Source organism: Psychrobacter sp. WY6 (assembly GCF_018448495.1).
Taxonomy (GTDB): domain Bacteria; phylum Pseudomonadota; class Gammaproteobacteria; order Pseudomonadales; family Moraxellaceae; genus Psychrobacter.
Genome location: NZ_CP049902.1, coordinates 1,284,371 through 1,310,285, shown reverse-complemented (window position 1 = coordinate 1,310,285; position 25,915 = coordinate 1,284,371). Strand labels below are relative to the sequence as shown.

Genomic DNA, 25,915 nt, shown 5'->3' with positions numbered 1-25,915 from the left:
CAATGACAATGAAACAAAGGTTTATTTGGCATAGTTTTACATATCAGTCACCAAAAATCCCAACTTTATTCTATTTTAATCAAATTCATTCAAATCATTTAGTCAAAAAAATACCGAACATGATGTCCGGTATTTTTTTATAACTTACAAATTCAATTAATCAAGCCCAACCATCTAGCGTTCCCGCCCAGCCTTTGACCAATGGCGCACTAAGCGCTTCGAGCAAATCAATGTGCGCCTCATCCAAGTTCAATGCGGGAATATAGTGATATTCTTGTCCACCCGCGTGGAGAAAGTTTTCACGATTTTCGATGGCCAGCTCTTCTAGCGTTTCCAGACAATCAGCAGAAAAAGCCGGACTAATGACTTGTACCGAGCGCACACCTGACTTGCCCCAATCTTCTAGTACCACATCGGTATAGGGCTTGACCCATTCTTGCTTGCCAAAGCGTGATTGAAAACTGATAATCCATTCGTCATCTTTTAGACCAAGCGCGTGAGCCACTTGTGCGGCGGTACATTTACAACGCTTAGGATAGGGATCGCCTTTATCAGCATAAGGCTGCGGGATGCCGTGGAAGCTAAACATCAGCTTGTCAGGCTTGCCATGCTCTGCTTGAAAGCGGCTAATCGAATCAGCCAATGCTTGAATATACAGCGGATGCGCAAAGTAATCTTTGACAATAGTATAGTTCGGCAAATTGCGCTGCTTGAGCGTCCACTTTGTCAGTGCATCATAAACAGCGCCACCAGAGGAAGCGGAATACTGTGGAAATAATGGCAAGATAACAAAGTGATCAACGCCTTCACCGCGCAAGGTATCCATCACATCAGGCAAACCAGGATTGCCATAGCTCATCGCCGGATGGACAGAAACCCGAAATGGTGCGGCACTATTTGCAAGCCGTGGTTCCAATAGCTCCACTTGGCTCTTTAGTATCTTACGAATCGGTGAGTCGCCTTCCCAAATACTGGCATAGGCTTTTGCCACACGTTTAGGGCGGCTTGGCAATACAAACAATTGAGAATAATCGCCCACAAGAATTTCGGAATCTCAATTACTCGGGGGTCAGACAAAAACTGTTTTAAGTAACGACGTACGGCAGGCGCTGTTGGCTCATCTGGCGTACCTAGGTTCACTAATAGGACGGCAATACGGGGAGGCAGTTCAGGTTTCATAGCAGCACTATTTTATTATTAGGTTAATTAAAGAAGAATATGCGATAAAAGATTATTAAGTCATGATTGATTAAATGCTTTATTAGTGTAGCATTTTATCCATTAATAACGCATGGTAAAAGCACCCTTATACAATTTGATACTTAGTTGCTATTTATTGCTATTTATGGATAGTCATCAATCATCCATTCACCCCAACCCTTCTCTGCCTACCACCCATCGTCCATAAGAACCATGCTTAAAAGACTATGCCCAAAAGACTCGCTCGACGGTTGTACTCCTACGCGCATCACCATACAATAGGCAAGCACATTGTAAGAAAAACATTTAGAAAACAGTGTCGGCAAAGCAGTATTGGCAACACTGCCTATCGACAGTTTGCCCTTTTTATTTTATTGATGATTGTTGTCTTGCGAGGTAGCTTTGAACGCACGCCCTAATAATACCAGTGACCAGTCCCCGACAGATACGCTTCATTCGGCCAGCTTAGTTAATCCCGTTGACTCAGTCGGTTCAGTCGGCATTGTCACGCCTCAGATTTTTCATTTCGCTGAGCCGTTGACGTTAGAATGTAATCGTACTTTGCCATCGTTTGATTTAATCATCGAAACTTATGGCACGCTAAATAGTGATAAATCAAACGCGGTACTCATTTGCCACGCCCTATCCGGCAGTCATCACGCGGCAGGTTTTCATAGTGCTGATGATAAAAAGGCTGGCTGGTGGGACAATATGATTGGCCCTAATAAAGCCATCGATACCAATCATTTTTATGTCGTATGTGTCAACAACATCGGCAGCTGTTTCGGCTCTACCGGTCCAACAACGATTAATCCTGACAGTATCGATTCAGACCAGAATAATGTAAACAAAAACAGTTTAGACAAAGACAGTTTAAACAAAAACAATCCAGCCAGTGAGCCGCAAGTTTATGGTCCTGACTTTCCGCTCGTCACTATTAAGGACTGGGTAAAAACCCAAGCGATGCTGTCAGATCGTCTCGGTATTGACGTTTGGCATGCCATTGTTGGTGGCTCAATGGGTGGTATGCAGGCGCTGCAATGGTCAGTTGATTATCCAAATCGGTTAAAACGCTGCGTGGTCATTGCCAGCACGCCAAAGCTCTCAGCACAGAATATCGCCTTTAACGAAGTGGCGCGGCAGTCCATTTTATCCGACCCTGATTTCAAAGAGGGACGTTATTTACAAGCAGGCACCTACCCTCGTCGCGGACTGATATTGGCTCGGATGGTTGGGCATATCACTTACTTAACCGATGACGCGATGAAGGCGAAATTTGGTCGTGATTTAAAGTCTGGCAAATTTATGTATGGCTACGATGTTGAGTTCCAAGTGGAGAGCTATTTACGCTATCAAGGTGAGCGCTTTAGCGAAAACTTCGATGCCAATACTTATTTGCTCATGACCAAAGCTTTGGATTATTTTGATCCAACACGTGATTATCCATCAGCCATGGCAACAGATTCGACAAACAGCAGCGCAGCTTAAGGACTCAATCACCACATCAGTCGAATCTAGTAAACAAAGCACGCAACCTGCGTTAGAAGATACGGTGGCAACAATAGATGAGAGTGAACAGAATCGTCAGCAAGAGCTGTCTGCGCTCAAAGCGGCCTTTGCCCATACACAATGCCAATACTTGGTGGTCTCATTTACCACGGATTGGCGTTTTGCACCCGAGCGCTCACAAGAGATTGTCGATGCACTGATGGCCACTGGCAAACCAGTTAGCTACATCAATGTCGATGCGCCGCATGGTCATGATTCTTTCTTATTTGATATTCCTCGTTATATGGGTTCCGTCCGAGGATTTTTGACTGCGCCATTTATCTCCGACAGCAAATCAAAACAGCCAGCAAAAGGCACAAATCAAAATAGCCAGCAAAAAGCAGGAGCACGCTCATGAGAATGGATCATCAATTGGCTGAGCGCTGGATTGCGCCGCACTCACATGTACTGGACTTGGGCTGCGGCAATGGTGAGCTACTCGCGCATTTACAACAAAATCGCGGCGTCACTGGCTACGGACTTGAGATTGACGAAGAAAAAATCAATGATGGTATCGCCAAAGGCTTATCTATCATCGAGCAAGACCTGAATGATGGTCTGGCACGTTTTGCTGATAACAGTTTCGACACCGTCGTCATGGCACGGGCGCTGCAAGCGGTGAAATCGCCTGATGTGCTCTTGCTTGACATGCTACGTATTGCCCGCGAAGCCGTCATCACCTTCCCCAATTTTGCTCATTGGCAAAACCGCATTCATTTAGGGCTTAAAGGCATGATGCCTGTCTCAGAGGCATTGCCTTATGAGTGGTATAACACCCCAAACATTCATCTGTGTACGTTTAAGGATTTTGAGCAGCTTTGCGCCCAGCATGATATTCATATCGTCAACCGCTTTGCCGTCAGCGATTCTGAAAAAGGTCATACGTCACTTATGAAAGCATTGATACGCCAAGCACCCAACCTATTGGCAGACGTCGCTATATCTATCGTGTCACCAAACAAAAACCTGAATAATAGGTTTATCTACCTGGGGCGTGTCTTCATTTTAAAAATGGTGATAAAATGAGATAAATTGCTGTCAAATAAGGATAGTAGCGCAAATAATATCGAGATATTGCTAAGCTATTTGACGATGTTTGGCAAAATTTAATCATTTTTGCCCATTTAGAAGATAATCGATTGAATTGAAGACACGCCCTAGCATTGGTTCAAAGCGGTAGCACGACTCATAAATACAAATTTTAACCTTAATGACTTATTAATTTATTCTTACGCTTAAGTAACTCTATGATTTTATTGAGGACAATGAGGTATGAATAAGCATTAAATCATGTAATTAGTATTTGAGTTTCGTAAGTTTGGGTGTTAAGCTAGCAAAATAGTGTCAATCGCACCCTGATTCTGACCGTTTATCGGTTCGATTAAAGGAATTTGCCACAACACATCGATTAATTATATTGCTAATGATTAGGTAAGTTGGTATCGCAAGATTTCACCTAATTGTTATCGCCGTCTAAACCCTTTTAGCGGTGCAACTTTTTTTGCTTATTAACTGCCTAATTTTGGAGCTGCTATGAAATTATTAAAAGCTGCGTTGTTTACTGCCTTATTTTCTTGTGCAGGTCTAGCAAACGCTGAGTTAATATCAAACGTGCCACTTGATACGTCACGTTTTGAGCTAATGCCAGTTAGTGAACTGTCTAACCGCGCTGCCCAAGGTAACGATCACGCTCAGTTTTATTTAGCCAAGCGCTTACAGAAAGGCGAAGGCATTGCAAAGAATACCCAACAAGCTATCCAGTGGTATACCAAAGCGGCTCAGCAAGGCGTTGCCCCTGCTCAGTTGAATCTTGCCATCATGTATTTGCGTGGTGAAGGTGTGCAGCCTAACTTGCAACAAGCGAAAGTTTGGTTAGAAAAAGCCGCTATGCGTGGCGATAACCGTGCCAGCTATACCCTTGCATTGCTCGATGAAAAGCAAAAAAATCTCGTCGATGCTTATAAATGGTACGATTTGGCTGCCCGTGATGGTATGCTTGATGAAAAAGTACGTAATAAAGCACGCGGTAAAATCGGACAATTGGCATTGAACTTATCAAGCTCAGATATCGCTAGCGCTCGTAGCAAAGCGGATACTTGGTTCCAGAGTAAGTAAACCAGTTAATAAAATTTGAGACAATAAAGACCCAGCGTAACTGCTGGGTTTTTTATTATCTATAATATCAGCTTAGGTTGACTTATCATGAGACAACGTTTACTAGTTACAGCTTAATTTTAAATCAATGACTAAAGGAGAATTTGGTGGCAGAACACTTAAAAGGGATAGGCGAAGAACCGTTAGAAGGGATAGGCGGTTGGCTGTGGTTGGTTGCTCTTGGGATAGTAGCTTCACCTTTACGAATCATCTTTCTTATTTTTCCACTTTATTCTGAAATATTCAAAGATGGTTCTTGGGATATATTGACCTCATCAGGAACCGAAGCGTATCATCCTATGTGGGCGCCAATCATATTAGCAGAAATGACTATTAATGGTGCATTAGTGCTCACATGGATATTTGTTGGATTCTTATTCTTCTTGAAGAAGGCTGTCTTTCCAAAGTTCTATATCGGCATTCTACTGTTTACTCTCGTATTCATCATTATCGATGCGATGGCGGTTAAAATTATTTTCCCTAATGATCCTATTTTCGATCCTGATACGACTAAAGAGCTGGTTCGAACGCTTGTCGCTTGTCTTATATGGATACCCTACATTCTTATTTCGAAGCGAGTACAAGCTACTTTTGTGAAAGAACTGTGATGACTACAATTACCTATTTTTTGTTTCAACTGTAGAGATTTCAATCCATGAGAGGTTTTTCGTACACTATATCTTCATATTGCGAACATTATGGGTATGAGTTATGTTCAAAAACTCTGCAAAATTTGCTACACTACGCCCCCATTAGCCAATTCCACAATTGCGCTAGTGTTATGAATCTTACCAATTAGTTTCAACCGTTAATTTTAAAAAGCACCTTAAACCCAACGCACTAGGTTTGCGACCTAGCCAGCAGGAGAAAAAAATGAGTACCATTCAAGACCATAATACAGCTAGCAATATCCAAAACAGCACTGTCACCGACAACAAATCAGCCCCAGCCTACGATAGCGTCACCAATAACATCGTCGTTGCCGCTCTATATAAGTTCACGCGTTTTGCTGATTTGAGCAATACCGCGAGCCAATTTTAAATAATATGCTCGATAATGATGTCAAAGGCACGTTATTGATTGCCAATGAAGGCATTAATGGTACGATTTCTGGCACACGCCAAGGTATCGATAACGTCCTTGAGTATCTGCGCAGTATCGAAGCGATTGGTAGCTTTACCTTTAAAGAATCTTATACCGATGCTCAGCCTTTTTATCGTACCAAAGTGAAGCTCAAAAAAGAAATCGTTACAATGGGCGTAGAGAATATTGATCCATTGCAATCAGTTGGACGCTATGTAAAACCAAGCGAATGGAATGCGTTAATCTCAGACCCTGACGTCATTCTTATCGACACCCGTAATGATTATGAAGTTAAAATCGGTACGTTCCAAATGCCGTCAATCCAAATACCGAAACGTTCCGCGAGTTCCCAGAATACGTCGCAAAAGAGATGGATCCAGCCAAACATAAAAAAGTCGCGATGTTCTGTACTGGTGGTATACGCTGTGAGAAGTCGACTGCTTATATGCGTGAGCAAGGCTTTGAAGAGGTGTATCATTTAGAGGGCGGCATCTTGAAGTATCTAGAAGAAATCCCAGCCAGCGACTCTATGTGGCAAGGCGATTGCTTCGTTTTTGATAACCGCGTGTCGGTCAATCATAACTTAGAAAAAGGCAACTATGAGCAATGCTTCGCCTGCCGTATGCCCATTACTGTCGATGACATGCAAAGCCTTGCTTACATCAAAGGCGAGTCATGCCCACACTGCATTGATAAAGCGACCGACGAGCAAAAAGCACGCTTTCGTGAGCGCGAGCATCAAATGCAGCTGGCGAAGAAACGTGGCGAAGCGCATATTGGTAGTGATGTGATTGATGTGATTGAGAAACGCAAAGCCGCTAAAATTGAAGCACGTCGTCAAGCGGAAGACGCTAATCAAGCTAAAAAATAATTGCAAGTAAATATTGTCTATTAAAAAATGTGGCAGATTTATTGTAAGAAAACTTGCCACATTACTTTAAATTATGAAACCTATCACATTAATATCTTTCTCATTTGCGAACTCAAATAGTTTTTGAACTTTTTGGAACAGGTTAATTACATCTTGATCTTCTGCATAACCCTATCTGATACCACTTCATTTAAGTCTGTCTCTTGAAAGTCTGATACAATTTGCGTCACTGCATCAGAATCGTATAAAACCTTCCTGTGCCTCATAAAACTCTTTATCTTCCTTTGCTAAAAAATAAGTTGGATAACGGGTAATCACCACTTCCCAAATTTCTAGCACTTCCATGGAATAAAACTCGAATGATTCTTGAATGAAATTTTCATACTGATTGTCAGTATTCCAACGCATTTCATGAAGGTCGATATTACCATTAATTATATTTTCTAGTTGGTCATCAGATGCTGTGCAGAAGCCAAACCATTGACATAATATGTTCCTGTAGTAGTCCATGAATAATTAATCAACAATTGAGTAGTAATGATATCGTAAGCATTTACTGAATAATAGTTTAAAAATAAAAAGAGGCTTATTAGCCTCTTTTTTATGAATAAGTTATCACTATAACTTAAAAAAAATACGCACACGAATCGTTTCTTCTACGTCTTTTAGTTGATCTAGTGCGGCATCTGAATCGTTATAATCAACATCCATCACTAGATAACCGACATCGCCCTCTGTCATCAGGCTTTGCGCGAGGATGTTAATCCCTGCTTCTGCAAACAGACGGTTAATCTGTGACAGCACGCCTGGTACGTTTCTATGAATATGTAGCAGACGGTGTGAGTTTTCTTTGAACGGAACAGAAACTTCTGGGAAGTTGACTGCGGTTGCCGTATCACCTTGGTCAGAGTATCTAACGAACTTATCAGCGACTTCAAGTCCGATATTGGCCTGCGCTTCTTGCGTTGAACCATATCGGCGTCAAGATAACGTTATCAAACTTACGTAGTGGAGATTCAAACTCTTCATCAGCTGATTTTGGCTCTTTCGGGAACACGTCAATCGCCGCGCCCAGTATTTTACCAGATTCAAGCACAGCGGCTAAATCATCAATCTCTACGCAAGTACCACGAGCGGCATTGATGAAGTAGCTGCCGTCTTTCATATGGGCGAACTGCTCAGCTTTCATCATATAGCGGGTGCTTGGTACATCAGGTACATGCAAAGTCACGATGTCAGCCGTTGATAGTAGCTCTTCTAAGCTACCTACTTGTACCGCATTACCTAGTGGCAATTTGGTCACAGCATCATGATAATGACTTTCATACCAAAGCTTTCTGCCAAGACAGACAGTTGCGAGCCGATAGAACCATAACCGACGATACCGATCGTCTTACCACGTACTTCATGTGAGTTGGTCGCAGACTTGCCCCAACCGCCACGATGTACGGTCGCGTTCTTTTCAGGAATGCCGCGATATAGCATGATGGCTTCGGCCAATACCAATTCAGCCACCGAACGGGTATTTGAGTATGGCGCGTTAAAGACGGGAATACCCAAATCACGAGCGGCGTCTAAGTCTACTTGGTTAGTACCGATACAAAAGCAGCCAATACCGATGAGCTTGTGCGCGTGCTCAAGTACTTCACGTGTCAATTGCGTACGCGAACGGATACCGATAAAGTGAGCGTCTTTAATCTTTTCGATCAGCTCATCTTGATCTAATGCGTGACTGATATTCTCGATGTTATGATAACCAGCTCCTTCCAATACTTTTAAAGCATTGTCATGTAGACCTTCAAGCATAAAAACCGGATTTTTCTTTTTGTAGTGATAACGCCATATGAGAACTGTCCTATAATTGTCTTGTAAAATTATCTGAGGGATAATCTGTAGTCGAAGCCGTTTAAAGTAGGTACAAAGTAACCAAGCGCAAACCATACACTGAGTACATTAAATGAGGTTAACGTCGTAACCACTTACCAATGCTTTAACTATAGGGTGGGTGAAACGAAAACAGTCTGGATATCTTACACAAAATTGGGCGGCGATGTTAGCAGATTAGATGAATTATTGGTTATCAAGCCTGAAAAATTTTTATGCTATAGTAAATCACGCTGTTCGACGTTTATTAAACTATTTTTTACCATTTACCGCCATATAAGCACGCAACATGACATCTTTCTATCATTGCTTTACTGGCTCACTTATAATCATATAAACGTACTATATAAACATACCTATGTGGCTATGTTTATATCCATTTAGCGATATAATAATCCCCTTTAGGCATAGCGCTTACGTTTATACCGAGATTTGACCATGACTTCTTTATCTAGCCAAAGCACCTCTGCAACCCATACAACAGCTGCTGTTCAAACTATTTTGAGCACTTTGATGGATGTTCATCAGTTTGACGCCATCCAAATCAAAACCGACCCTGAGAGCTTAGAGCATTGGGGCAAAGACTGGACTAAGCATTTTGCGCCTGCTGCTGCTGCCATCGTCTTTCCGAAGACTACTGAGCAAGTACAAGCGATTGTACTGCTTGCCAATGAGCACAATGTGGTACTAACGCCAAGTGGCGGTCGTACCGGTTTGTCAGCTGGTGCCGTCGCCGCCAATGGCGAGATTGTCGTCAGTATGGATAAAATGAACCGTATCGGACAGTTTTATCCAGCCGATCGAATAGTTGAAGTCGAAGCAGGCGTCATTACTCAGCAGTTGCAATCATTCGCAGAGTCTAAAGACTTGTACTACCCTGTCGACTTTGCCTCAGCTGGCTCAAGTCAAATCGGTGGCAATATTGGCACCAATGCAGGCGGTATCAAAGTCATACGCTATGGCATGACTCGTCAATGGATTATGGGGCTGACAGTGGTCACTGGTAAAGGCGATATCTTGCAGCTCAACCGCGGTATGGTCAAAAACGCCACTGGTTATGACTTGCGTCAATTGTTTATCGGTAGCGAAGGCACACTTGGGCTTGTGACCCATGCACAAGTTAAGCTTGAGCGTCAGCCGCAAGACTTAAATGTCATGGTACTGGGCATGGACAGCTTTAATGATGTCATGAATGTGCTATCAGCCTTCCAAGCGAAGATTGACTTGACCGCGTTTGAATTCTTTGATGATGTGGCGATTGATAAGTTGATGGCACATGGTCAAGTACAAGAGCCATTTGAGTCGCGCACCAAGTTCTATACGCTATTAGAGTTTGAAGCACCATACGAGCCTATCATGGATAAAGCCATGGCGATATTTGAGCATTGTATGGAGCAAGGCTGGGTCGTCGATGGTGTCATGAGCCAGAGCTTGGCACAGGCTGAAGAGCTGTGGAAATTGCGCGAATACATTTCTGAGACCATCTCAGTATTTACGCCTTATAAAAACGATGTATCTGTACTGATAAGCTATGTCCCTGAGTTTATCACCGAGATTGATCACATCGTCAGCAGTAACTACCCTGACTTTGAGGTTTGCTGGTTCGGTCATATCGGTGATGGTAACTTGCATCTTAATATTCTAAAGCCTGAAAACATGAGTAAAGATGATTTCTTTGCAGAGTGTCAAATCGTCAACAACACGTTTTTGAGACGGTACAGAAGTATGGCGGTTCGGTTTCGGCTGAACATGGCGTCGGTATGACTAAAAAGCCGTATCTACATTATAGCCGCAGTGAGACTGAGATTGAGTACTTACGAGAGGTGAAAAAAGTCTTTGATCCAAATAATATTATGAACCGTGGCAAGATTTTTGATATGTAAGTGCTTATTCAATGATTAAGCTCATAATTAAAATGGCATAAAAAATGACGCTAAACGTGATGGTTTAGCGTCTTTTTTGGCTTATCAAAGCGATTATTTATAAAAATAACAACACTAGCGCTACCACTAATAACACACTTAAAAAACCTTGAACGATTAAAAATGCTTGGTGCGGGGCGGCGATATGACGAAACATATTGCCCAGTGCATTATAGGTAATACCAGCCGCTTTGATATGTGGCGGCGTATCAAAGGTTTTGATGATTTGTAAAAAATTCTCGGTACGATCAGGTGACCAATTATGCGGCGCAAATGGCAAATATGGCGATAACTGTGCAGCTTGCTTTTTGCTCGCTGGTGACCATAACCAACGCTCTAAAAATAATAAGCGCATACGCCAATCCGCAAAACGGCGATGTTCTATCGTCTGCAACAGCAATATTTCAGTATTCTTATGACGATTATCCGCAAATATGCGTTGCTTTAAGGCAAATACGTGCGCTTTCTCACCTTCGATGCATTGCAAAAAATGACCACTACCATAACATAGAGTACCTGTAATGCCATGCTGTTGATTATAGTTACGCGCATGACATTCTACTTCATCAAATATAGAGGCGCTTAAACGTGAGACAAGTGTCAAACTACTAACATACACCAATTGAACCAGCGCTGAGTCTTCTATCTCATCCCAGCTACTGACTCTATTGTTGTGACTTGAGGGCATAATAAAACAATCCTAAAAAGCCGATTAAATACGGCTAAACAAAACGATGCCCCAATGAAAAAAGACAGCGACTCACAAAAACGTAGCAAATAGTTACCACGTTAAACTGTCATTACTTGAGTAGCTTGTTATGATAACCAGCAAAACAAATAGATCAAAACCAAGCGCTCTAAGATATGATATTTAAAAATAATGTTAAGCTAACAGAATATCTGTACTGACACCCTCAGGTTAAAATCTGTACCAAACACTTGGCTTGTATTAACCCCAACGACTGTTTGTGAACATTATGAAAAATTTTATAGTTACTTCAATTTATAGTCACTTTAATTTAAATTTATAGCTACTTTAAAATGATATGAGGTTCAAAAAACACATCAGTAACGCCAAAGCTGACAGAAGTTATAAGATAAACTATCTTCATAACTTATTGTAAATACAATGATAATTTATTGTAACGGTAATATTTTATGATTGGAATATTTTTATCACTTTTTTTACACAAAAAATTGCCAACCAAATTGTGGCAACGCATGCTATTTGATATCACTAAAATTAATAAAGATCCAAAGCAGGAACATTATGAGCAAAATAGAAAAACTAGACGACTTTCATCTAACCATCGCTGAAATCAAGAAGAAAGACTATCCACAATTAAAAGCACTGATGGATCGCGTCTATGTCAACTTGGGCGGTGCATGGTCAAAGAACACTATTAATACCTTAATCGATGCCTTCCCTGAAGGTCAGATCGCTTTATTTGATCATGATCAATTGATTGGTATCGTGTTATCTATGCGTGTTGATTATGCCACGTTTTCTAACCCGCACACCTACGACGACTTGATTGGTCATAAAGAGATTATCAGAGACAACCCTGAAGGCGATGCTATTTACGGTTTAGATGCGCTGATCGACCCTGAATACCGTGGTTATCGCCTAGGACGTCGATTATACGATGCCCGTAAAGAGCTGTGTCGCCAGTTAAACTTCCGAGCTATTTTGGCTGGTGGTCGTATCCCGAACTATCATAACCATCAAGATCTCACACCTGGCGATATATTGAAGCCGTCGCGGCTCGTGAAATTCATGATTCTGCATTGTCTTTCCAACTCTCAAATGGCTTTATCGTCAAGCGCATCTTAACGGCTTATTTGCCTGACGATAAACAATCTAAAGGTTTTGCTACTTTACTTGAGTGGGCAAATATTTATTACGAGCCGCAGGACTATAAGCCAAACACTCGTAAGTCTGAGGTGCGTATTGGTGGTATCCAATGGCAAATGCGTGAAGTCGAGTCACCTGAAGAGCTGCTGCAGCAAGTCGAATTCTTTGTCGATATTATGGCTGATTACAATTCTGACTTTGCTTGTTTACCAGAGTTCTTTAACGCACCGCTGATGGGTCTGTGTGAATCGACGGATCAAAACGTCGCTATTCGATTTTTGGCCGGTTATACCGAATGGTTTAAAAATGAGATATCGCATTTAGCGGTCAGCTACAACGTCAACGTCATTACAGGCTCGATGCCGTACTTGGACGAGGACGATACGTTATATAATGTCAGCTACTTGTGCCGCCGCGATGGTACGGTCGAAGAGCAGCGCAAAATCCATATTACCCCGCATGAGCGTAGCGCTTGGGTCATCGAAGGCGGTGACGAGGTCAAGGTGTTTGATACCGATGCCGGTCGTATCGGTATTTTGGTCTGCTATGACGTTGAATTCCCTGAGCTTGCCCGCCTCATGGCACTTGATGATATGGATATCTTGTTCGTGCCTTTTTGGACAGATACGCAAAACGGCTATCTACGCGTGCGCCACTGCGCCCAAGCACGTGCGATTGAAAACGAATGCTATGTGATGATTTGTGGTTCGGTTGGTAACTTACCACAGGTTGAAAGTCTCGATATTCAATACGCACAGTCTTCTATCTTCTCGCCATCAGATTTTGCTTTCCCGCATGATGCGATTATGGCAGAAACCACCGCCAACACTGAGATGGTATTTTTCTCAGATGTGAACTTAGACAAGCTTATTCATGTCCGTAACGAAGGCTCGGTACATAATCTGCTTGATCGCCGTGACGACTTGTATAGTTTGAAGTGGAAGAGAAAATCTAAAGTATCAGCCAGTAAGCTAAGCGATGATGAGCGCCTCGAAAACTCTGGTAGTGTCCTGCTCGGTGACCCATTACAAAACCGTGCGCAAAAACCTTAATCAGTCACTTTAAAACCAACACTGAACACGGTTTAATAAAATTTATGAGTAATACGGCTGACATTTCAGCCGTTTATTTTTATCTATCAACAACTACTTATCAAAGCCGTTTATACAAAACCTATAGCAAAAAAGCAGCCATTATGACGACTGATACTGATACTGATACTGAAAAATCCATTAAAAAGCCAAAGAAAACACCCAAGCAAAAGGGGTTGTCTATCGCTAAAAACCTACTCATATATGGCTTGGTATTTGCTGTTATTTATACCGCTATCAATTGGTGGCGACAGCCTATCATGCCCGCCAACCCGCAATTGCAACTGACCGATTATCAAGGGCAAGTCGTTGACTTAGCGGCGCTGAGCAATGAACAACCAACGCTGGTGTATTTTTGGGGCACGTGGTGTCCCATTTGTAGTATCACCTCGCCGACCATAGACAAACTTGCCGCCGCAAATGATTATCCAGTCGTTACGATTGCCATTAAATCAAGCACTGACCAAGAGCTGCACCGCTACCTTAATAAAACAGCTATCGCTTTACGACGATAAATGATCAAGAAGGCAGCATCTTCGCTGATTGGCAAGGACAAGTGACACCTTCGTATGTCATCTTAAAGAATGGCGAGATGACTCAAGGTTTGACGGGCATTCAACCCTTATGGTCGCTTAAATTGCGCTTATGGTTATCATCCGTTTTTTAACGCTTAGCCTGCTATTTAGAGTCCAATTATTTAGAGCCCAATCGATAGACAATGGCACTTGCCATCCGTATGATTCAATAGGTGATGCATCACTCATATAAATGATTGGTTTTGGCTAAAATAAGGACAATACTGACCAGCTCTTTTTACCCTAGCCTTTTTGTCATATAATAGCTGGCAATCTCATTGCCTCTTTTTAGTTTATTGCTATCACGGTATTTTATTATCCATAAGCATATTTTATGTTGCATTCGTCTCGATAGCATTTATTATTGACGTAAGCATATTTATGACGTTGATGCACAGCGATATATTATAAGTGAGAAAGCGATCATCAACGGTTAAGCAGCCAGCTAAGCATTACCCTAAATGTCACATCTGACTTTACATCGATTTTTAATCCATTTTCTAAAAAGACACCTTCTATGACTGATAAAAGTACTGATACGCCAAGCCAAGATTATAAAGACACGCTAAACCTTGCCGATACGCCATTTGCGATGCGTGCCAACCTTGCCAAGCGTGAGCCAGATTGGCTTGCTGCTTGGGAAGCGGATGATGTGTACGGCAAAATTCGTCAGGCACGTGCTGGGGCGACCAAATACATTTTGCACGATGGCCCTCCTTACGCCAACGGTCAGATTCACTTGGGTCACGCGGTTAATAAAGTACTCAAAGACATTATCGTGAAGTCAAAAACGCTATCCGGCTTTGATGCGCCTTATGTCCCTGGTTGGGACTGTCATGGTCTGCCTATCGAGCAAAAGGTCGAAGCCAAAGTCGGCAAGGTTGGTCAAAAAGTCTCCGCCACTGAATTCCGTGGCCTGTGCCGCGAGTATGCGAGTACCCAGATTGAATTGCAAAAGGCGGATTTTAAACGTCTAGGCGTGTTTGGTGATTGGGACAATCCTTATCTAACGATGAACTTCCATCAAGAAGCCAACATCGTGCGCGCATTGGCCAAAATTTATGACAATGGTCATGTGACTCGCGGTATGAAGCCGGTCAACTGGTGCTTAGACTGTAGCTCTGCGCTGGCTGAGGCGGAAGTGGAATACCAAGATAAAGTGTCTGATGCTATCTATGTGAGCTTCGATGTTTTAGATACGGATAAGGTTGCCTCGTTGGCTGATGTAGCAGGCAATATCGCCGCTGTTATTTGGACGACGACCCCTTGGACGCTACCTGCTAACCAAGCCATCTCTGTACATCCTGAACACAACTATAGCGTGGTGGCGACTGAAAAAGGTAATTTGCTATTAGCCGCGGACTTGGTTGAAACAGCATTAACGGAACTCAAACTTAGCAATCAAGGCGTGCTAGCGACCGTATCTGGGCGCGAGCTTGAAGGCTTGCGTGCCCAGCATCCACTGATTGCAGACCGTCAAGTACCGCTTATCCTAGGAGATCACGTAACCACAGATAGTGGTACTGGCCTCGTCCATACAGCACCCGGTCACGGTCTTGACGATTATATCGTCGGTCTTAAATATAACTTACCCGTTGAAAACCCAGTCAGTGGTACGGGCGTTTATCTGGACAGCGCAGCGGTATTTGCGGGCGAGCACATTTATAAGGCCAATCCAAAAATCATCGCCGCACTGCATGACAATGGACATCTAATCAGTCATACCAAGATTGAGCACAGCTATCCGCATTGCTGGCGTCATAAGTCACCGATTATTTTCCGCGCAACGCCGCAGTGGTTTATCAATATGGAAACCAAAGGTCTGCGTGAGCGTGCGCTTGCAGATATCCCAGCAGTAAGCTGGACACCAGCATGGGGACAAAACCGTATCGAAGCCATGATGACGGGTCGACCAGATTGGTGTATCTCACGTCAGCGTACATGGGGCGTGCCGATTACTTTCTTTACCCATAAAGAAACAGGCGAGCTGCATCCAAACACGCTTGAGCTGATGGAAGTCGCTGCACAAAAAATCGATGCGGGCGGTGTGGAAGCTTGGTTTGATGCCAGCTGTGAAGACTTCTTAGGCAACGAGGCTGCTGACTATGATAAAGCAACCGATACCTTAGACGTTTGGTTTGACTCTGGCACGACGCATTTTGCGGTCCTTGAGCAGCGCGATGAATTGACCAATCCAGCAGATATCTACTTGGAAGGCTCTGACCAACATCGCGGTTGGTTCCAGACTTCATTATTGACCGAAGCCATATACGGTCGCCCACCATTTAAGCAAGTACTGACGCATGGTTTTGTGGTTGATGAAAACGGTCGCAAGATGAGTAAATCACTGGGCAATATCATCACGCCGCAGGAAGAGATCAACAAAACAGGCGCGGACATGCTGCGTTTGTGGATTGCCTCAAGCGACTATCGCTATGAGATGAGCGCAGGTAAAACGGTCTTTAAAGGTGCAATCGATATGTATCGCCGTATCCGTAACACCCTGCGTTTCTTACTTGCCAATACCGATGACTTTGATCCTGCGACCAACAGCGTCGATATCAATGAGCTGGTCAGCCTTGATAAATTCATCATTGAGCGCGCGCAAACCGTGCAAGCACAAATCATCAGTGCTTATGATGCCATGGATTTTCACCAAGTCACCCAGCATATTACTGCGTTCTGCTCGCAAGATTTGGGCAGCTTCTATTTAGATATTATCAAAGATCGTCAGTATACGACTCAGACTGATGGACAGCCACGCCGCTCTGCGCAAACGGCTATTTATCATATCGTTCAGGCGCTCATTCGCTGGATTACGCCGATTTTGTCATTCACGGCACAAGAAGCGTGGGAAGTATTGCATGGCGCTGACAATTATGTATTTACTGAAGAATGGTATACATTTCCAGAATTTGAGCTAAGCGCGATCAGCAACGATGACTGGCAACGTATCATGTTGGCAAAGGATATGGTCAATAAACATATCGAAACGGCACGTGTGAAAAAATCATCAACGCTAACTTGTCTGCCGATGTTAATCTATATGCTGACGGTGCAATGCACGAAAGCTTGGCCAAGCTGGGTGAAGAGCTGCGCTTTGTACTAATCACTAGTAGCGCAACTTTGAAACCTATGAGCGACGCTCCTGCCGATAAAACAAGCACAGATGAGCAAACTGACGCCAGCACGGATGAATCAGTAGACTTAGTGGTCAATGTGAGCGCCGCAGCTGGCACCAAGTGCGTACGCTGCTGGCATATCCGTGATGATATCGGTACCGATAGTGCACATCCAGAATTATGCGCACGCTGCGTGACTAACGTCAGCGGTGATGGTGAGGTGCGCCACTATGCCTAACCATACGCCTAACTCAACAGAATCATCAGACAACAAGCCGCCATATGGTGAAGTCGATAAATCACCTGAGCCAGCTCATGCAACCACAGGCAGCTCAACGACACCGAAAAGTCGTCTGAATAAGACGCCAAAAATGATTGCGAATGGCCGTCGTGCGTTTACGTGGTATCTCCTATCGTTGGTCGTGCTAATCATCGATCAATGGACGAAGTGGCTGGCTGAAACTAAGCTGACTTTTCATGAGCCAGTGCCTGTGATTGAGCCTTTTCTGAATTGGACATTGGCATACAACTATGGCGCGGCATTTAGCTTTTTGGCAGATGCTGGTGGTTGGCAGAAGTGGTTTTTTTCGGGATTGGCATTGATAATGTCGCTATTTTTAATTGGCTACCTGATAAAAGCCCCGCGCCAAGCCAAGCTACTATCGACAGGTCTAGCGCTAGTGCTCGGCGGTGCGATTGGCAATCTCATTGACCGCTTGCTACATGGTCACGTCATCGACTTTATCCATGTACACAACGCTGATGTCTGGCATTACCCTATCTTTAATATTGCGGATATGGGCATTAGTATCGGTGTGGCGTTGATTGTCATTGACATGCTGTTTTTAGAAAAAAAGCGTGAAATGCCACGGTCGTAACCGTCTACAGCTAGAGATATTAATTCAATTTATAAATAAAAAGGTGGGTTACTCAGTCGTAACCCACCTTTTTTATTCATCATTTTTTCTGATAAAGGCTATTAGTTAGCATAGAGTATTGTGCCTATACGCCACTCTCAACAGCTTACATTCATGATTGATTATCTCTTAGGAAACTTCTCACGCTTCGATAGTTTTCCAAGATAATCTTGAACCTGCTCAGGCAACTCAACACCCAGCATCTTCAACCATGAAAACAAATGCTGATAATAAATGTCTGCCAGCGTAAAGCTGTCCCCCGCTATATACTCCTGCTCATCTACCCAAGCATAAGCAATCGGCAGGGCTTTTTGGATACACTTCAGGCAGTTGTTAGCGGTGCCCTCAGGCCAGTTTTCATAATTGTCTAATACCTTGATTTTGGTGAGTATCCATAGATAACTCTCAATCTCGATCATGCCAAATGAAATTACTTGGCGAAGTTTATAGTTTTTCTCAGCGAAGTTCTCATCTGCTGTGTTTGGTGTCAAAGGTTTGTCAGGGTGTAACTCATTGAGATATTCAATAATAGCTAACGACTCAGTAAAGTGTTTGCCTTCATGTGTGATGGTAGGGATTTTACCAAAGGGGTTAACGGCTAAAAACTCAGGACTTCGCTGCTCCCCTTTTTTGCCATCTATTTCTTTGGTCTCATATTCTAAGCCCAGCTCCTGTAATGCCCAAATGACCGTTTCAGCGCGACTTGGATGGCTATATTTGTATAAAGTAATCACTTACGTTCGCCTTTTATTATTAATGAAATCCATTTAAGGTTTATTCTGAAAAATCGTGCTCATTGCGTACGATTCGTCATACTCGCACAAAATACCAATGCACGGCAACCAGCCACTCAAGATATAAACTTTGATGTTTCATCAGCCGTTTATTTTAGACTTAAGCATTAAACATCAAAACTACACCGCTCACTATGATAAATAAACAAGTGCTTTTATACCAAAGAATCAAGTAATCCTTGCAAAAATGCTAAGCCTCCCCCTGTCAATATAAACAATAACCCCGCCATATTAATTACGACAGTTAAATAATACGCCACTCGAAATTCAGGCTTTTGCGACTTGTGGCGTAGATACGTTTGCGCAACTATCGCGCCCACCCAACCTCCCAGCGCACTTAGCAGATGCAAGGTTGATTCAGGTGTGCGCCAATCATTATTCTGAGCAGCGGCTTTGTCCTTGGCATACATCATATAAGTAATGAGACCCAAGGCCACATACCAACCCACGACCAGCCAGCTGAGCTTGTTCATGGCAGCCAACAAGATTAATACGCCATAAAAGCCCACACCAAGGAACAAACGTTTCTTTTGTCCTGCTTCAAAGTCTGCTTGCATGCTACGTTTGTGATTACGCTGACGGATTTTCTGATTCTTTTGCGCCATTTTTTGCTGCACAAAGCTCAGTTCTTGTACATCTTTTGCTTGCATACGCCCTTGATTGTCTTGCCCAAACGTAAAAACAACTGGCTCACCGACCTCAGGGCGACGGCGCGCTTTAAACTCATTGATATGAAAGAATATTGAATCACCATTCTGTGTTTCGATAAAACCAAAGCCTTTGTCGTCTTGCCACTTTTTAATGTGACCTTGTTGTTTATTTACCATAAAAACCCTTGCCTGCTCTTAGAATTGCCAAATATATTACACTATTTGCGTTACACTATTTACGCTTACATACTCTCCAAGATGGCTTATCATTTCTTATATTATTTGCCAAACCAATTCCTAATCCCGTAATAAATGGCTGTTGACTATGACCGACTCACAATTTATCAATCCCAATGAAGACACCCGTATCAGTTTTGGCAGCCTTGTAAAGCTGCACTTTGAAGTATCACTAGAGAACGGTACGATGATTGATTCTACCTTTAGCCGTGATGCGCCTGTGACGCTCACCATTGGTGATGAAAGTTTGTTACCTGGCTTTGAGCAGGTATTAATGAACCTGCGCGCAGGTGACACGCGCTCTGCCCACCTTGAGCCGGAGCAGGCATTTGGCGATTGGAATCCTGACAACATCCAACATTTCAGCCGTACTCAGTTTGCGTTAATCGCTGATAATCCAGAAATCGGCATGATGGTAGAGTTCGAAGACAAAGGCAAAAACACGCTGCCGGGTACGATTAGTGCACTCGATGACGATCAAGTCGAAGTGGATTTTAACCATCCCCTTGCCGGACAATCCCTGTTATTTAAAGTAAAAATCTTTAAAGTTACCCCGCCTGGTGTCACTGGTATAAAGCTCATGTAATCGCTTGAAAAACTGTCAGCTATAAAAATACATTTACAAAGGACATTCATATCAATATCAAATGTTGCCACAACTCAATGAAAAAGTTTCTAAGATTTGTTTAGGCACGATGACATGGGGACAAAAATACCTAGATCCAAGCACATGAACAAATGGACATGGCGCTAAGCGAAGGGGTGAATTTTTGGGACACGGCGGAAATGTATCCATCGCCGCCAGATAAAGACAAGCAAGGCGATACTGAACGCTTCATGGGCACATGGTTTAATAAAACCAAACAGCGCGATAAAGTTATCCTTGCTAGCAAAAATCGCCGATGGATTTTTTGCGTGATGGGCAAACGCGTTTTAATGCCGAACATATTAGCAGCGCCATCGATGGCAATCTTCAGCGTTTGCAGACCGATTATATTGATATTTATCAGCTCCATTGGCCTGAACGCCAAACAAATTTTTTTAGTCAACTTGGCTATACCGAAGAGATGGCATCGCAACCATTAGATGATTTGACACCATTTCTAGAGACCATTCAAGCGTTAAATGATGAGATTAAAAAAGGGCGTATTCGCGCTTATGGACTATCGAACGACACCGCTTGGGGACTGATGCGCTATCTATGGGAGGCTGATAAAAATGGTTTGATCGCTCCTATCACGGTGCAAAATCCTTATAGTTTGCTAAATCGCTTATATGAAGTCGCTATGGCCGAGATTACGCACCGTGAAAATGTAGGTCTATTGGCTTATTCACCGCTTGGCTTTGGTGTCTTATCTGGTAAATATCTCGATGGCAAACGTCCAGCGGGTGCGCGTCTGACGATGTATGATCGCTTTGCGCGCTATACCAATGAAGAAGCGCTATCAGCCTGCGCTCAATACGCCAAAATAGCGGCAGATGCAGATTTAGATATGGCACAGATGGCACTAGCTTTCGTTAACTCACGCTCATTTGTTACCAGTAACATTATTGGCGCTACTACAATCGAGCAGCTAAAATCCAACATCGATAGTATCCATTTAACCTTAAGCTCAGAAATATTAGAAGCGATTGAAGCCGTGCATACACAGCATCCCAATCCATCACCTTAGTTTGATATAGGTAAAGCATTTATAAATTAATGTTTGAGTATTTAGTAAACAAAAAAGGCGCAAATCGCAGTTATAAACTGAGCGATTTGCGCCTTTTTTATTAGAGCGTGTTAAATATTCGAAACTATTAAGCTGTCAGCGCTTAAACTTTAGCGACTTTCGTTAAGACTCGCGAATGCAGTTCCGCCAAACCTTCTTGCATACGGGCTTGTAACAAATCCGTCAATTCACTTTTGCTCAACCCTTTAGGATCTATTGGCTCCAGTGGCAATACATAGGCGGTCACATCTTTCGTATCGAGCACCTTTTTTATGCTCTCTTTCATCGTAAGCTTGCCATAGTAAGGCAACTCTTCACTTAACGTGCCGTCTTTATTGACGTAAGCAATTACCAGCGGGCGTACGGGCACGTCAGCATCTATGGCAGCTTGTAGCAAAGTACCATGAATACGTTTGATTTTTTTGCCATCGGTGGTGGTCGCCTCAGGGAAGAATATGACCGAGAAACCTTTGGTCAAAAAACTGGCAATTTGGGCGGCGACCGACCCTGCATCACCAGAACCACGCTCAATAAATACCGTGCCTGCTGCATGAGCCAGCTTACCAAATACAGGCCATTCACCGATTTCAGCTTTGGATAAGAAAAAGCAGGACTCAGTGTTCCCACCACAGGGATATCCATCCATGACACATGATTGGATACCCATAATCCGTGGTGCTGCTCTACCCGCTCGACTGCCACAACCTTGACGCCAAAAGAGCCTGCCATTTTGCGGCAAAAGGCTTGAATATAGCGTGGCAATTTTTCGCGTGGGGGCTGCTTAAATGCGCCAATACGTTGGGCGGCGCGCAATCCACCAGCGATAGTGGTGGTCATGCCAGCAATTTGTTTGCCGCGCCCCAACTGTTGTCTGAGTGAGAAGCCTGACTTAGATTGGCTCATCTGTGTCCCTCGTGGTTAAAAACTTATGATTATATATCGTAAACAAGCGCCATGAGTATAACAAAAATTCAGTCAGTGACGATTTGTTCACTGAGTTGCTGTTTATTTAACCAGTTCTGCTGCGTTCACTGATTTGCCTATTGCTTTCATTTACGCTGTAACATAAAACCATCGTTAATTGTGCTATAACGCTTTAATATTAACTGATGAGACCACATATATATGGTCATATGAACGCTATATCGACGTTTACTGAATGGATAATAGCGATATATTTACTTTATTAAATAGGTGATACTCTTTGGATTATTTTGAAAGACACGAAGGTGGCGAGCGCGCCATTATAGTACATTTAGACATCCGTCAAATTCAAGATCCTGATGATTTAGGTGAATTTGAGCTGTTAGCAGACTCAGCAGGGGCTGATCGTTTGGCTTTAGTCACAGGCTCACGCCAAAGACCCGACGCCAGATACTTCGTTGGTAGCGGTAAAGCAGAAGAAATAGCAGAATTGGTACGCGAACATGATGCGGATATCGTCTTATTCAACCATAGCTTATCGCCATCACAAGAGCGTAATATTGAAGCCTTGGTTAAATGTCGCGTACTGGATCGTACGGGTTTGATATTGGATATTTTCGCGCAGCGTGCCCGTACTTATGAAGGTAAGCTACAAGTAGAGCTGGCGCAGCTCAACCATTTATCGACGCGTTTGGTACGAGGTTGGACGCATTTGGAGCGTCAAAAAGGCGGTATTGGTCTACGTGGTCCCGGCGAAACCCAGCTTGAAACCGATCGTCGATTGCTACAAGTGCGCGTGAATCAGCTTAAAAGCAGAATCGAGAAAGTCAGACAGACACGTGCGCAAGGTCGAGCCCGTCGCCAAAAATCAGATGTGCCGACGATTTCGCTTGTCGGTTATACCAACGCTGGTAAATCGACACTATTTAACCGCTTGGTCGACGAGAATATCTATGCAGCGGATAAACTATTTGCCACGCTAGATCCTACTTTACGCCGTTAGACTGGCAGGGCGTTGGTCGTGTTGTTTTAGTCGATACGGTAGGTTTTGTCCGTCATCTGCCGCATGAGTTGGTCGAATCCTTTCATGCGACATTAGAAGAAACCTTGGAAGCAGATTTATTGCTACACGTTATCGATTCTTCTAGTGAAGATATGCATGAGCAAATTCAAGCGGTCAAAGACGTATTAGCAGAGATTGATAATGATGTACCAGTGCTCAATGTCTACAACAAGATTGATTTGACAGATGAGCCTGCACATATTGGTTATGCTAGCGAAGGACAACCCAATCGCGTCTATGTTTCTTCTAGAGAAAACCTAGGTATGGAAGAGTTGTCGTTAGCCGTCCAGCAGTTACTTACTGGTACACTCACCACCTTTGAGTTGACCTTACCTTATCATGCAGGTCAGTTAAAAAACGCCTTATATGAGCTGGGTGTTATTCAGGAAGAGAGCTACGATGACAGTGGTCATGAGTGCTTAACAATTCGCTTGCCAAGCGATACGCTAAGACAGCTACTGGGTCAGGCCAATTTAGAGCCTTTAGATGTACTGCCATTAGCACAAGCCACATTATTGATGCCAGTACTTGAAGACTTCGAAAGGCCTGATGAGGTTGAAGAGCCGACGATGACCGAGGCAGAAGAAAAAGCGTTTGATGAGTTTGATGCGCTGAATTCTGAAGCCGCTAAGTCAGAGGAATTAGCAGTAGAAGCGGAAACTCCTGACTTAAAGATATAAATGACTGAATCTGTAAAATAACTTTATAAAAGACAAAAGGATGATATCCATTGATATCATCCTTTTTTTTGGCACATAGCATTAAATTTGGGGCTTTCCGATCACCAAAACGCGCTACCATAGCCTATGTCGTTCAAAGTGAGCACAAGGTAGCCTGGCGCAAATGATACATTCATTATAGTAAGCGAGCTTAACACTGTTGCTATTTATAATCGCACTGACGATATGCTATAAGCTTTATTAGTTTGCCTACTCTCTATATAATCATCGGCTATAGGTTCAACCAATATTCATATCATTGATAGATAGAACACACTCATTAGAGTGCGGTTACCTATTTTGTGGCTCCCATCCTATCTATTTCTAAATCGGCCAGTATTTCTTATGAAATCTACTCATTCCGCCCATTTGCCGCTATGGCTTGCCTTAATCCTGACACTCACGATGGTCATCGTGGTTCGTGAATCAGCCGTTATCATCTGTCAATTAGCAGGAATAGAAAAGGCTGCCAACATCGTTGGATTGGTCGCCATGTTCTTTATTTTGATGGCATGGCGATTACTTAAAGGGCTGCCCAGTTGGCTCACCCAAGCCAGTAACACTTTATTGGTGGATAGCGGTTTTGCTTTTTTGCCCGTGTCTGCAGGTGCAGGCTTACTGCTATTTGCTTTAGGTGATGAGCTTTGGGGCGTTATGCTGACGATGATTATTAGCACACTCATACCGCTTTGGGGACTTGCCATACTTGCCAACCGTTCGCTCAATCACGATGTTAGCATCGATAGCACCACCGTTGAAGAGCACAAAGGACAGCTATGAGCTGCATGAACAAGGAAATGCAATGATTTTTGATAACGTGTTTGTGGCAACCTTTGCGGCGATATTATTAACGCTAATCGCCCATGTGACTGCTCGTGTACTGGCACGTAAGCTCTCATGGCTGCCGATGGTGATTACGGCGTTGGCGCTTGTTCTCTTATTTTTGTTTATCCTACAATGGGATTACAACGATTATTACGATGTTGCCAAGCCTGTATTTGATCACTTATTGGGATATGTCACCGTACTGTTGGCAGTACCATTAGCAGCAATGAACTTTAAAGGTCTGCCAGTCAAAAAGCTTACTCTCATAGTTATCCTTGCAAGCGTGGTTGGTGCATTGCTACCGATGTCATTGGCTTATTTTTTTCATTAAGTCACGACACCATACTCGCTTTCGCAACGCGTTCAGTGACCACACCCATCGGTCTGAGTGTCGCAGATTTAATTAAAGCACCACTAGCCATGGCGAACTTAATTATTATTGTCTCAGGGCTTATCGGTGGTACTTTGGCGCGCTTTTTATTTCGCGGTATCGATGATGACCGTGCCAAGGGCTTAGCACTTGGATTGGCAGCGCATGCTTTTGGTACCGTCGAAGCATGGCAAATTAGCCACACTGCTGGGCGTTATGCGGCATTTGGATTGGCAGTAAACGGGCTGGTCACCGCCGTTTGGGTGCCTATTTTTATCAGTGCACTTTCTATATAACCCTGTTCAAAGCAGTTTTCAGTGCTTTGAACAGCTTTTATTTCTCATGATTCATTCATTGCCACAGCCAGAATATTCACGTACCACATACGCCTAAAAATAA

Annotated in this window: 12 protein-coding genes and 12 pseudogenes; 17 read left to right on the top strand and 7 right to left on the bottom strand. The window is 43.3% G+C overall.

The window, feature by feature from the left end; translation table 11 throughout:
• Window positions 1–160: 160 nt before the first annotated feature.
• A pseudogene (gene hemH / locus G7Y90_RS06500) lies at window positions 161–1,179 on the bottom strand (ferrochelatase).
• A gap of 522 nt (window positions 1,180–1,701) precedes the next feature.
• On the opposite strand from hemH, the pseudogene G7Y90_RS06495 reads away from it, so the two are divergent.
• The 6 genes and pseudogenes from G7Y90_RS06495 to trhO all read left to right on the top strand — a co-directional run.
• A pseudogene (locus tag G7Y90_RS06495) lies at window positions 1,702–2,647 on the top strand (homoserine O-acetyltransferase); the annotation flags it as partial.
• Window positions 2,648–2,800: 153 nt separating this feature from the next.
• Window positions 2,801–3,106, top strand: a pseudogene (locus G7Y90_RS18910) (homoserine O-acetyltransferase); the annotation flags it as partial.
• Entirely contained in the window at window positions 3,103–3,774 is a 672-nt protein-coding gene (gene metW, locus G7Y90_RS06490) for a methionine biosynthesis protein MetW (RefSeq protein WP_250163708.1), read from the top strand. The pseudogene G7Y90_RS18910 and the gene metW, both read left to right, overlap by 4 nt.
• Window positions 3,775–4,281: 507 nt before the next feature.
• The gene (locus tag G7Y90_RS06485) at window positions 4,282–4,863 is read left to right on the top strand and encodes a tetratricopeptide repeat protein (protein WP_045443681.1); all 582 of its coding nucleotides are present in this window, start codon (window positions 4,282–4,284) and stop codon (window positions 4,861–4,863) included.
• 146 nt (window positions 4,864–5,009) lie between these two features.
• On the top strand, window positions 5,010–5,510 hold the full coding sequence (locus G7Y90_RS06480) for a DUF2569 domain-containing protein (protein WP_198329678.1): 501 nt from the start codon (window positions 5,010–5,012) through the stop codon (window positions 5,508–5,510).
• Between the two features lie 265 nt (window positions 5,511–5,775).
• A pseudogene (gene trhO, locus G7Y90_RS06475) lies at window positions 5,776–6,856 on the top strand (oxygen-dependent tRNA uridine(34) hydroxylase TrhO).
• 234 nt (window positions 6,857–7,090) lie between these two features.
• On the opposite strand, the gene G7Y90_RS06470 reads toward trhO, so the two are convergent.
• Window positions 7,091–7,264 (bottom strand): hypothetical protein, encoded by a 174-nt coding sequence (locus G7Y90_RS06470; RefSeq protein ID WP_250163707.1) that lies wholly within the window; start codon window positions 7,262–7,264, stop codon window positions 7,091–7,093.
• Window positions 7,265–7,474: 210 nt separating this feature from the next.
• Window positions 7,475–8,691, bottom strand: a pseudogene (gene serA / locus G7Y90_RS06460) (phosphoglycerate dehydrogenase).
• A 562-nt stretch (window positions 8,692–9,253) separates the two neighbouring features.
• Between serA and G7Y90_RS06455 the strand changes: the two are divergent.
• Window positions 9,254–10,623, top strand: a pseudogene (locus G7Y90_RS06455) (D-2-hydroxyglutarate dehydrogenase).
• 97 nt (window positions 10,624–10,720) lie between these two features.
• Here the strand turns inward: G7Y90_RS06455 and G7Y90_RS06450 are convergent.
• Window positions 10,721–11,350: a BLUF domain-containing protein gene (locus G7Y90_RS06450; RefSeq protein ID WP_201602099.1), complete on the bottom strand. Its 630-nt coding sequence runs from the start codon at window positions 11,348–11,350 to the stop codon at window positions 10,721–10,723.
• 582 nt (window positions 11,351–11,932) lie between these two features.
• Between G7Y90_RS06450 and G7Y90_RS06445 the strand changes: the two genes are divergently transcribed.
• From G7Y90_RS06445 to lspA, 5 genes and pseudogenes are all read left to right on the top strand, one after another.
• The gene (locus G7Y90_RS06445; protein ID WP_250163705.1) at window positions 11,933–12,496 is read left to right on the top strand and encodes a GNAT family N-acetyltransferase; all 564 of its coding nucleotides are present in this window, start codon (window positions 11,933–11,935) and stop codon (window positions 12,494–12,496) included.
• Window positions 12,451–13,569 (top strand): carbon-nitrogen hydrolase family protein, encoded by a 1,119-nt coding sequence (locus G7Y90_RS06440; protein ID WP_250163704.1) that lies wholly within the window; start codon window positions 12,451–12,453, stop codon window positions 13,567–13,569. The genes G7Y90_RS06445 and G7Y90_RS06440 overlap by 46 nt, the downstream gene beginning before the upstream one ends.
• Window positions 13,570–13,712: 143 nt before the next feature.
• Window positions 13,713–14,275, top strand: a pseudogene (locus G7Y90_RS06435) (protein disulfide oxidoreductase).
• A 425-nt stretch (window positions 14,276–14,700) separates the two neighbouring features.
• A pseudogene (ileS, locus tag G7Y90_RS06430) lies at window positions 14,701–17,543 on the top strand (isoleucine--tRNA ligase).
• Window positions 17,536–18,183, top strand: coding sequence for a signal peptidase II (gene lspA / locus G7Y90_RS06425; RefSeq protein WP_250163703.1), 648 nt, complete (start codon window positions 17,536–17,538; stop codon window positions 18,181–18,183). Before ileS ends, lspA begins: the two are co-directional and overlap by 8 nt.
• A 161-nt stretch (window positions 18,184–18,344) precedes the next feature.
• Here lspA and G7Y90_RS06420 read toward each other — a convergent pair whose 3' ends face one another.
• Window positions 18,345–18,956 (bottom strand): glutathione S-transferase family protein, encoded by a 612-nt coding sequence (locus tag G7Y90_RS06420; RefSeq protein WP_250163702.1) that lies wholly within the window; start codon window positions 18,954–18,956, stop codon window positions 18,345–18,347.
• A gap of 215 nt (window positions 18,957–19,171) precedes the next feature.
• Window positions 19,172–19,843 carry a DUF1294 domain-containing protein gene (locus tag G7Y90_RS06415; protein ID WP_250163701.1) on the bottom strand — a complete coding sequence of 224 codons (672 nt, stop codon included), beginning with the start codon at window positions 19,841–19,843 and terminating at the stop codon, window positions 19,172–19,174.
• 148 nt (window positions 19,844–19,991) lie between these two features.
• Between G7Y90_RS06415 and G7Y90_RS06410 the strand changes: the two genes are divergently transcribed.
• Together G7Y90_RS06410 and G7Y90_RS06405 are read left to right on the top strand one after the other, a co-directional pair.
• Window positions 19,992–20,489, top strand: coding sequence for an FKBP-type peptidyl-prolyl cis-trans isomerase (locus G7Y90_RS06410; protein WP_250163700.1), 498 nt, complete (start codon window positions 19,992–19,994; stop codon window positions 20,487–20,489).
• 61 nt (window positions 20,490–20,550) lie between these two features.
• A pseudogene (locus tag G7Y90_RS06405) lies at window positions 20,551–21,576 on the top strand (aldo/keto reductase).
• A 142-nt stretch (window positions 21,577–21,718) separates the two neighbouring features.
• Here G7Y90_RS06405 and G7Y90_RS06400 read toward each other — a convergent pair.
• Window positions 21,719–22,518, bottom strand: a pseudogene (locus tag G7Y90_RS06400) (lysophospholipid acyltransferase family protein).
• Window positions 22,519–22,819: 301 nt separating this feature from the next.
• Between G7Y90_RS06400 and hflX the strand changes: the two are divergent.
• The 3 genes and pseudogenes from hflX (at window position 22,820) to G7Y90_RS06385 (ending at window position 25,812) form a co-directional block, all read left to right on the top strand.
• A pseudogene (hflX, locus tag G7Y90_RS06395) lies at window positions 22,820–24,282 on the top strand (ribosome rescue GTPase HflX).
• Between the two features lie 384 nt (window positions 24,283–24,666).
• On the top strand, window positions 24,667–25,101 hold the full coding sequence (locus tag G7Y90_RS06390; protein ID WP_250163699.1) for a CidA/LrgA family protein: 435 nt from the start codon (window positions 24,667–24,669) through the stop codon (window positions 25,099–25,101).
• A gap of 22 nt (window positions 25,102–25,123) precedes the next feature.
• Window positions 25,124–25,812 (top strand): annotated as a pseudogene (locus G7Y90_RS06385) (LrgB family protein).
• The last annotated feature ends 103 nt before the right edge of the window (window positions 25,813–25,915 follow it).

Bases quoted from the DNA above. Each gene is read 5' to 3' on its own strand.
- metW (WP_250163708.1), top strand. From the start codon at position 3,103: ATGAGAATGGATCATCAATTGGCTGAGCGCTGGATTGCGCCGCACTCA.
- G7Y90_RS06485 (WP_045443681.1), top strand. From the start codon at position 4,282: ATGAAATTATTAAAAGCTGCGTTGTTTACTGCCTTATTTTCTTGTGCA.
- G7Y90_RS06470 (WP_250163707.1), bottom strand. From the start codon at position 7,264: ATGCGTTGGAATACTGACAATCAGTATGAAAATTTCATTCAAGAATCA.
- G7Y90_RS06450 (WP_201602099.1), bottom strand. From the start codon at position 11,350: ATGCCCTCAAGTCACAACAATAGAGTCAGTAGCTGGGATGAGATAGAA.
- G7Y90_RS06445 (WP_250163705.1), top strand. From the start codon at position 11,933: ATGAGCAAAATAGAAAAACTAGACGACTTTCATCTAACCATCGCTGAA.
- lspA (WP_250163703.1), top strand. From the start codon at position 17,536: ATGCCTAACCATACGCCTAACTCAACAGAATCATCAGACAACAAGCCG.
- G7Y90_RS06415 (WP_250163701.1), bottom strand. From the start codon at position 19,843: ATGGTAAATAAACAACAAGGTCACATTAAAAAGTGGCAAGACGACAAA.
- G7Y90_RS06410 (WP_250163700.1), top strand. From the start codon at position 19,992: ATGACCGACTCACAATTTATCAATCCCAATGAAGACACCCGTATCAGT.
- G7Y90_RS06390 (WP_250163699.1), top strand. From the start codon at position 24,667: ATGAAATCTACTCATTCCGCCCATTTGCCGCTATGGCTTGCCTTAATC.